Here is a 7,048-nt window from a genome sequence, read left to right on the forward strand (position 1 = left end):
CGACAACGCCATCTCCCGACATCTGCACCGTCTCAGGGCGTTCGCTCAATGCGATAGCGCAACCGCTCTCTGCGCCTGAAAAATCTCTCAAACGCCTTTAAATACCCCACGCCAGTTAACGTGACAGCACCCATGTAGGATATGCGAGCGGAGCATGTCCAGTTTTCGAAATTATCTATGCTACTTTGCGTGTCTTGGATGAAGGCTTGCCATCCGGTCTCCTTTTGCACCCGTCTATAAGCATGCTCCCGCCCCGGCGGAAAACGCACCCTTTTTATGGATCGGCATGGAAAATGTCCCCGCATTCTTATGCATGAGTTCGCACCGCTCCCTGTGACGACGTAACGATTTGTCATGCGATACTGAAGATGGAGACAGCCGAGAAGGCTTGGCGTGTGTATTTTGCGCAGGCGCCGACCATCAAGGTGATTGCCATGGTCGCTCCGGGTCCGTCAACGTCATCCGCACCAGTTCAGACAGGCTGTGAGCTTCCATCTTGGTCATGAGATTGGCCCGATAAATCTCGATCGTTCGTGGGCTTATTCCAAGATCCCGAGCAATGAGTTTGTTCGATTGGCCGTCGACGAGACCACGAAGAACCTGTCGCTCCCTCCTCGTTAGGGCGGAGATTCGTTGCCCAATGAGATGTGCTCGTGCTCTTTCGGCGTCGCTCTCTTCGCCGCACTGCAAAGCGGAGGCCACTGCGTCCAGGATGGTGTGATCGTCGAATGGTTTTTCGATGAAGTCGCGCGCGCCGGCTTTCATTGCCTGCACCGCCAGAGGTACGTCGGCATGCCCCGTGATCACGATGACCGGAAGGGCCTTGCCACTCTCTCGGAGGCGGCAGACGAGATCGAGGCCGTCCACGCCGGGCATTCGGATATCCGTAATGACGCAGCCACGCTCAACCTCCTTCAGGATGGCGAGGAACTCATCCGCCGATCCGTGGGTCTGCGCAGCATGCCCCGACGCCACCAGCAGGAAAGCAAGGGATTCACGTACGGCCTCGTCATCGTCGATCACATGGACGATGCTATCCGGATTCACTAGCCGAACTCCTCTGTCCGGGCGCAAGGCAAGGTGAAGAGGAAGCACGTTCCACCCCCCGGTTCCGGCTGCATTCCGATGCGTCCTCCATGAGCCTCCACGATGGTGCGGCAGATTGACAAGCCCACTCCCATGCCATGATCCTTCGTTGTCGAGAAAGGTTCGAATAGCCTGCTAGCGATCGCCGGGCTGACACCGGGGCCGGTATCAGTCACGCGGACTCGCGCCATGCCTTCGAAGGCGTCGATCGCCACTATCAGGCGCCGTTCGTCACAGTCTTCCATGGCCTCCACAGCGTTACGGATCAGGTTGAGGAGGACTTGCTGTATCTGGATCTTGTCCGCAATAACTTGATCAACCTCCGAGTCGAGCTGAAAGGATACTTCGATCCCGCGCTCCGCGATTCCGATCAATGCGAGCGGCGCCATTTCCTCGATAAGCGCCCGCAGGCTTTCCAGGTATGGCTCCCCTTCTCCACGCGACACGAAGTCGCGCAGCGACCGTATGATCCGACCTGCTCTCAGCGCTTGCGCGGCCGCCTTGTCCATGGCCTCCCGTACGCGGGCACTCTGCCCGCTCTCGAGTTGCAGGAGACGACGGCCACCGTTGAGAAAGTTTGCGATTGCAGTCAGAGGTTGATTGAGTTCGTGAGCCAGTGTCGCCGCCATCTCGCCCATGGCGGACAGGCGCGAGATATGAGTGACTTCGGCCTGCAACTGCCGCACGCGTCGATACGCCTCTTCGCGCTCCGTGAGGTCTCGAAGGAAGGCTATCGTGAAGGAGCTCCCTCCCGAGTTCAGGCGTCCGGTAGACAGGTCGACAGGGACCGTCGTCCCGTCTTTGCGACGGGCGACTGCCGACAACCCATGCCGCTCGGGGATGGGAGCCACTCCAAGTTCCGGGAGGATGGTCGCTATGTTCACCCCAATGGCCTCGACCGCACCCCACCTCAGAAGTGTCTCTGCCGCGTGACTGAACGACTGCACGAGGCCCTGTTCGTCCAGAATGATGATAGCGTCGGGAACTGCATCGAGGATGGAGCTAAGATGGGCCTCACGTTCGAGGATGCGTTGAGCCATAGCGACTGTGCGTCGACGGGCGCGCAGCAGCCACTCGCCGCCGCAGGTGATCAGGACGCAGAGTGTAGCGAACAGAAGTGTCTCGACCCAGTTTTCGATCGGCGGCGCGCCGTCGTAAGCGAGTAGCAGGCAGCCAAGCACAGACGCGAGGGTGGCTGCGACTAAACCGGGCAGCAGGCCGCCGGTCGCTGCGCCGACGAGCACCCCCGGGAGTAATAACAGAAACAATGTCCTGCCGCCCAGAAACGGGTTGATCAGGAAACGTATGAGCGTGCCCAGTATGACGAGCCCGAGCCCGGCTAAAGAGCTAGTTGCGAGACCGCGATGGTATGGTCGCGCAGTGATTTCTTGGGGCGGCAGATCCCAGAAGTCCCTCAATGACGTCCTCCGCTCGCATGCTGCGGCAGATGGCCGCCCGAGGGCAAGCCCGTAATACTACGTAATAGCATCACTCATCGAAATATCGGAGATGTAGATCTAGATTTCGTCGTAAATTTTTATCGCTCCACACGGTGGAGCGCACAAGTTTCGCATGTGCAGTTGGTTGTTTCGTCCGAATTCCTGTCAGTGCCGTCAGTAACAACGACGTTCGGTAGCGTTTGATAGTTTAAAAAATACATAATGATATGGAAATCATAAATACAATGCGTAAGGGAAAAGGAAAATGGGGTCACCTTGTACAAAATTAAAAATAAATAGGCGCCGCCTGCTTCTTGGTATGAGCGCCCTCGCTACTGCAGCGAGCTTTGCGCAGTCCAGAGGTCTTGCGGAGTCATCGGGACCACCCAGTCAGACTGATCCTGTATCACATTTTATGTTTGTATCGAGGATTCTCGTTCCTCATGAGTTAGATCGCTTTGTCGGTCATAGAATTCATGGCGCACTTAGTGACATCGAAGAGGATTTTGATAATAAAATAAAAGAACTTCAGGATTTGATAATAAAAACATCCTCGGTAGATGTTGAGCATTTCATGCCCACGTTGACTGATATAAAACAAAAAAATACGGCGATGAAGATAATATCGGCGTGGTATTCCGGTGTTATTAATGGAAAATCGAAAGATCATATAATAGGCTTTGAAAGTTCTCTCATGTACAAAGTGACGAACGATGTCATGACGATACCTTCCTACGCAAAGTCCGCTCCCAATGGGTGGAACTCGACTGCAGTTTCCTTGCTGAACATGCCTTCATTTTAAAAATTGTTTTGGAAAATTGTTCATGCTTTCAAATCTTAGTAGCGATGTCATCATTGTCGGCACCGGCGTAGTGGGCTGTTTGATTGCCGAGCAGGCTCTTGATGCCGGGTTCTCGGTTCTAATGCTTGAGGCTGGTCCTCGGGTCAGCCGTGACACAATCGTTGAAAACTACCGAAACCTGCCGCCTAGACTGCGCAACCACTGGAATGCGCCTTATCCCCCAAAGCCGTGGGCTCCCCATCTCGAAACGCGCACGGAAAGTGAGGGAGCGTCTTATCTCGACCTGACCGGTCCGAACGCCAAGGCGTACGAGCAGGGCTATGTGCGTTACGCAGGCGGCGCCACCTGGCATTGGGCAGGAATCTGCTGGCGCATGACACCCGATGATCTACGCCTGAAAAGCCTTTATGGTGTGGGGCGGGATTGGGCTTTCAGCTACGATGTGCTGGAGCCATACTACGCGCGTGCGGAACATGCGATGGGCGTGTGTGGCCCTCGCGATCCGGCTTTACAGTGGCCCCCGAACACGACCCGTTCGCGCCCCTACCCGATGGGTCCAATACCCTTCGGCCCTGGCGAACAACGACTGACGGACGTCGCGGCAACCATCGGCATGCAGAACCTTCCCGCGCCCCAGGCACGCAATAGTGGCGTTTCGTTTGATGGACGCCCCCCCTGCTGCGGAAACAACAACTGTTTTCCGGTATGCCCAATCGCCGCTAAATACGATGCGGCAACGGCGTTGCCCCGTATCGAGGCAAAAGGCGGAAAGATCATCACGAACGCCGTCGCGTATCGTGTTGAAACAAATTCTCAGAAGAAAATCGAGGCAATCCATTACTTCGACCCAAACAAGACCTCCCACTCCGTTTCGGGGAAGATATTCGTTCTTGCGTGCAACGGAATAGAAACGCCTAAACTTCTGCTGCTGTCCGCGGATGAAAAGAACCCACATGGGGTCGCAAATAGTTCGGATCAGGTTGGTCGCAACATGATGGACCAACCAAAACTGGTGGCAGATGTGGAAATGACGGAGCCGCTTTGGACCGGAGTAGGGCCCGTCCAGAGCAGCAGTATCATGAATACCAGCCAGGGCGATTTTCGCCGTGACTACGCGGGAGCGATGTTCCGTATGGAAAATATGGCGCGGAGCACGCTCGGCGGTCTAGCTGCTTTGGAAAAAGGTCTATACGGAAAGGCCCTCGATCAGGAAATTCGACGGCTATCGGCTTGCACGGCGCGTCTGACCGTTGAGCATGAACCACTGCCTTTATCATTTAACCGACTGACTCTTTCTGACAAAAAGGATTGGCTGGGTCTGAGCCGTCCGCGCATCTACTACGATGTCGGTGATTATGTGCGTCGAAGCGCCACGCAATACACAGTGCCACTTTTAAAAAAGCTGGCGATCGCTCTTGGCGCGACAGACATTAAGATCTCGCCGGAATTTTTACACAGCGACCATATCATGGGCGGAACTATCATGGGCAATGATCCCGCGGATTCCGTTGTGGACGCAGATTGTCGTGCGCATGATCATGACAATCTCTTCCTGCCCGGCGGCGGCGCAATGACCACCGGCGGCAGCGGAAATAGCACGATAACCATGGCGGCATTGGCCATCAAAGCTGCGGATGCGATTGTTGGGCAATTGAATCATGGCTAACTTGATGCATAGGAGGTTGTCGGCCAAGTTATCATTCTTTGCGGCATTTTCGGGCGCGGTGTTCCTGTGCAGTAGTGCTTCAGCCAGAAGCGAAGGCGCGACTGACCAGGGCGCCTATATAGCGGTGACGTCGGATTGTGTGGCCTGTCATACAGCACCGGACGGCAAGCCTTTCGCTGGTGGGCTGGCGATGAAAACGCCCCTCGGTACGATGTACTCTACGAACATTACGCCGTCCACGACGTTCGGTATCGGAGATTATACCGAAGCGGATTTCTCGCGTGCTGTCAGGAAGGGAATCCGAAAAGACAGGAACAATCTCTATCCTGCGATGCCGTACACGGCGTATTCGAAAATGACAGACCGGGACTTGCACGACCTATACGTGTATTTCATGAAATCCGTTCAGCCCGTAGAAACCGCTCCCCCTAAAACATCTCTACCGTTCCCAATGAATATTCGTAGTTCGATGATATTCTGGAATATACTTTTTCGTAATGACAGGGTCTTTCAGCCTGATCTTTCGCGATCCGAAGAATGGAATCGGGGTGCGTATCTTGTGCAAGGTCCAGCGCATTGTGGAACCTGCCATACGCCGCGTGGATTTCTCATGCAGGAAAAGCCTTCCGAGAGTCTAGGTGGTGCGAGCCTTGGATCATGGTACGCACCCAATATCACGTCTGATAAAATCAGCGGTATAGGGAGTTGGTCAGCTGAGAATATCAAAACCTACCTGAAGTCTGGCCATATTGACGGCCTGGCGCAGGCGGCCGGTGGAATGGGAGAAGCGGTCGAACACAGTTTTCAGCATTTTACAGATGACGACCTTCAGGCAGTGGCGACGTACCTCGCCTCTGTAAAGCCGGTTCATGATCCCGAAGACGGAAATACCTCGCGTTTCACACTTGGTCGGGCCACCTCCAGCGCGGATCGCGTCCGGGGTGATCAGCCGATCCGCTCGGAAGATAATTCCGATATGACTGGTGCGGAATTGTTTATGGGCAACTGCGCTTCATGCCATAATTTCAAGGCTGAAGGCAGTCGTGACGGGTATTACCCGTCATTGTGGCATAACTCCGTAACGGGGGCCTCCAACGCAGACAACCTTATTGCTACTATTCTCTTCGGCGTCGACCGTCATGTTTCTGGTGTCGAGGCCTTTATGCCCGGCTTCGGAGGCAGGAAGTCGGACGCCGCGCAACTGAATGACGAGGAAATAGCCAAGCTTACAAAATATGTCCTGAACACGTACGGACGGCCGCAGGTTTCCGTCTCAGGCGCGCAAGTCAAGATGATTCGCGAGGGGGGAGCAAAATCACCGTTACTGGCGCTCACCCGGTTTGGCATGGCAGGGAGTATGATTATCATAACGCTGGCATGTATCCGGGGCGTTTTCAGACGTATTCGAACTTGAAGATGAGAGAAAAAATAATGTTTTCGAGAAAAAATCTTCCCTCGTGGTTTAAAGCAGCGTTCGCAGCATGTGCGATAAGCGCATTGATGATCGAGGTTCCTGTTCATGCACAGGGCATAAATGACACTCCCGCGTTCTCTGTCGATACCGCTAATCTGAAAAGGAATATCGTTGGCGTCTGGGGGCTTGTTTCTTACAAAGTAGAAGACAAAGAAACAGGAAAAATGATTGATGCGATGGGATCTTCTCCTCGGGGTCGAGTCATTTTCACCCCGGATGGCTGGGTTGCATTCAATCTTGAAGGTAGCAACAGGCAACCGGCGAAGACGGATGAGGATCGCGCTCATCTTATGAAAACTCTCGTTGCATATATCGGCCGCTATAGAGTCGAGGGAAATCAGTGGGTCACCAGTGTGCAGACTGCCTGGGCACCAGAGTGGGTTGGTACAGAGCAAAGACGCACCATTTCTATCGATGGGGAAAACGCAAAGGTCATCACTCCCTGGCGCAAAATGCCCAACTGGGATTCAGGAAAGCTTTCTCGTAGTATCATTGAATTTAAACGAATTCAGTGACTCAGGTCATTTTCGGTCTCTAGGCTCAGGACTCATTCTTTAAGATAGAAGATGAAGCTTGCTGCG

At 54.2% G+C, this 7,048-nt stretch carries 6 protein-coding genes; 4 read left to right on the top strand and 2 right to left on the bottom strand.

The window, feature by feature from the left end:
- Positions 1-420: 420 nt before the first annotated feature.
- Both fixJ and HK28_RS11070 read right to left on the bottom strand, forming a co-directional pair.
- Complete coding sequence (fixJ, locus tag HK28_RS11065) at positions 421-1,047, bottom strand: response regulator FixJ (RefSeq protein ID WP_086644630.1); 627 nt, start codon at positions 1,045-1,047, stop codon at positions 421-423.
- The gene (locus tag HK28_RS11070) at positions 1,047-2,504 is read right to left on the bottom strand and encodes an ATP-binding protein (protein WP_086644631.1); all 1,458 of its coding nucleotides are present in this window, start codon (positions 2,502-2,504) and stop codon (positions 1,047-1,049) included. Before HK28_RS11070 ends, fixJ begins: the two co-directional genes overlap by 1 nt.
- Positions 2,505-2,790: 286 nt before the next feature.
- Here HK28_RS11070 and HK28_RS11075 point away from each other — a divergent pair, with 286 nt between their 5' ends.
- The 4 genes from HK28_RS11075 (at position 2,791) to HK28_RS11090 (ending at position 6,982) form a co-directional block, all read left to right on the top strand.
- The gene (locus HK28_RS11075) at positions 2,791-3,327 is read left to right on the top strand and encodes a sorbitol dehydrogenase family protein (protein ID WP_086644632.1); all 537 of its coding nucleotides are present in this window, start codon (positions 2,791-2,793) and stop codon (positions 3,325-3,327) included.
- 22 nt (positions 3,328-3,349) lie between these two features.
- The gene (locus HK28_RS11080; protein WP_086644633.1) at positions 3,350-4,993 is read left to right on the top strand and encodes a GMC family oxidoreductase; all 1,644 of its coding nucleotides are present in this window, start codon (positions 3,350-3,352) and stop codon (positions 4,991-4,993) included.
- Positions 4,986-6,407 (top strand): cytochrome c, encoded by a 1,422-nt coding sequence (locus HK28_RS11085; RefSeq protein ID WP_086644634.1) that lies wholly within the window; start codon positions 4,986-4,988, stop codon positions 6,405-6,407. Before HK28_RS11080 ends, HK28_RS11085 begins: the two co-directional genes overlap by 8 nt.
- A gap of 86 nt (positions 6,408-6,493) precedes the next feature.
- Positions 6,494-6,982, top strand: coding sequence for a lipocalin-like domain-containing protein (locus tag HK28_RS11090; protein ID WP_086644635.1), 489 nt, complete (start codon positions 6,494-6,496; stop codon positions 6,980-6,982).
- Positions 6,983-7,048: the final 66 nt, after the last annotated feature.

It is taken from the genome of Acetobacter sp. DsW_063, assembly GCF_002153745.1.
In the GTDB taxonomy this organism is placed as follows: Bacteria; Pseudomonadota; Alphaproteobacteria; order Acetobacterales; family Acetobacteraceae; genus Acetobacter.

What these genes read in the sequence shown, in the direction of transcription:
- HK28_RS11075 (WP_086644632.1), top strand. Translation starts at nt 2,791, where the DNA reads ATGGGGTCACCTTGTACAAAATTAAAAATAAATAGGCGCCGCCTGCTT.
- HK28_RS11080 (WP_086644633.1), top strand. Translation starts at nt 3,350, where the DNA reads ATGCTTTCAAATCTTAGTAGCGATGTCATCATTGTCGGCACCGGCGTA.
- HK28_RS11085 (WP_086644634.1), top strand. Translation starts at nt 4,986, where the DNA reads ATGGCTAACTTGATGCATAGGAGGTTGTCGGCCAAGTTATCATTCTTT.
- HK28_RS11090 (WP_086644635.1), top strand. Translation starts at nt 6,494, where the DNA reads ATGATCGAGGTTCCTGTTCATGCACAGGGCATAAATGACACTCCCGCG.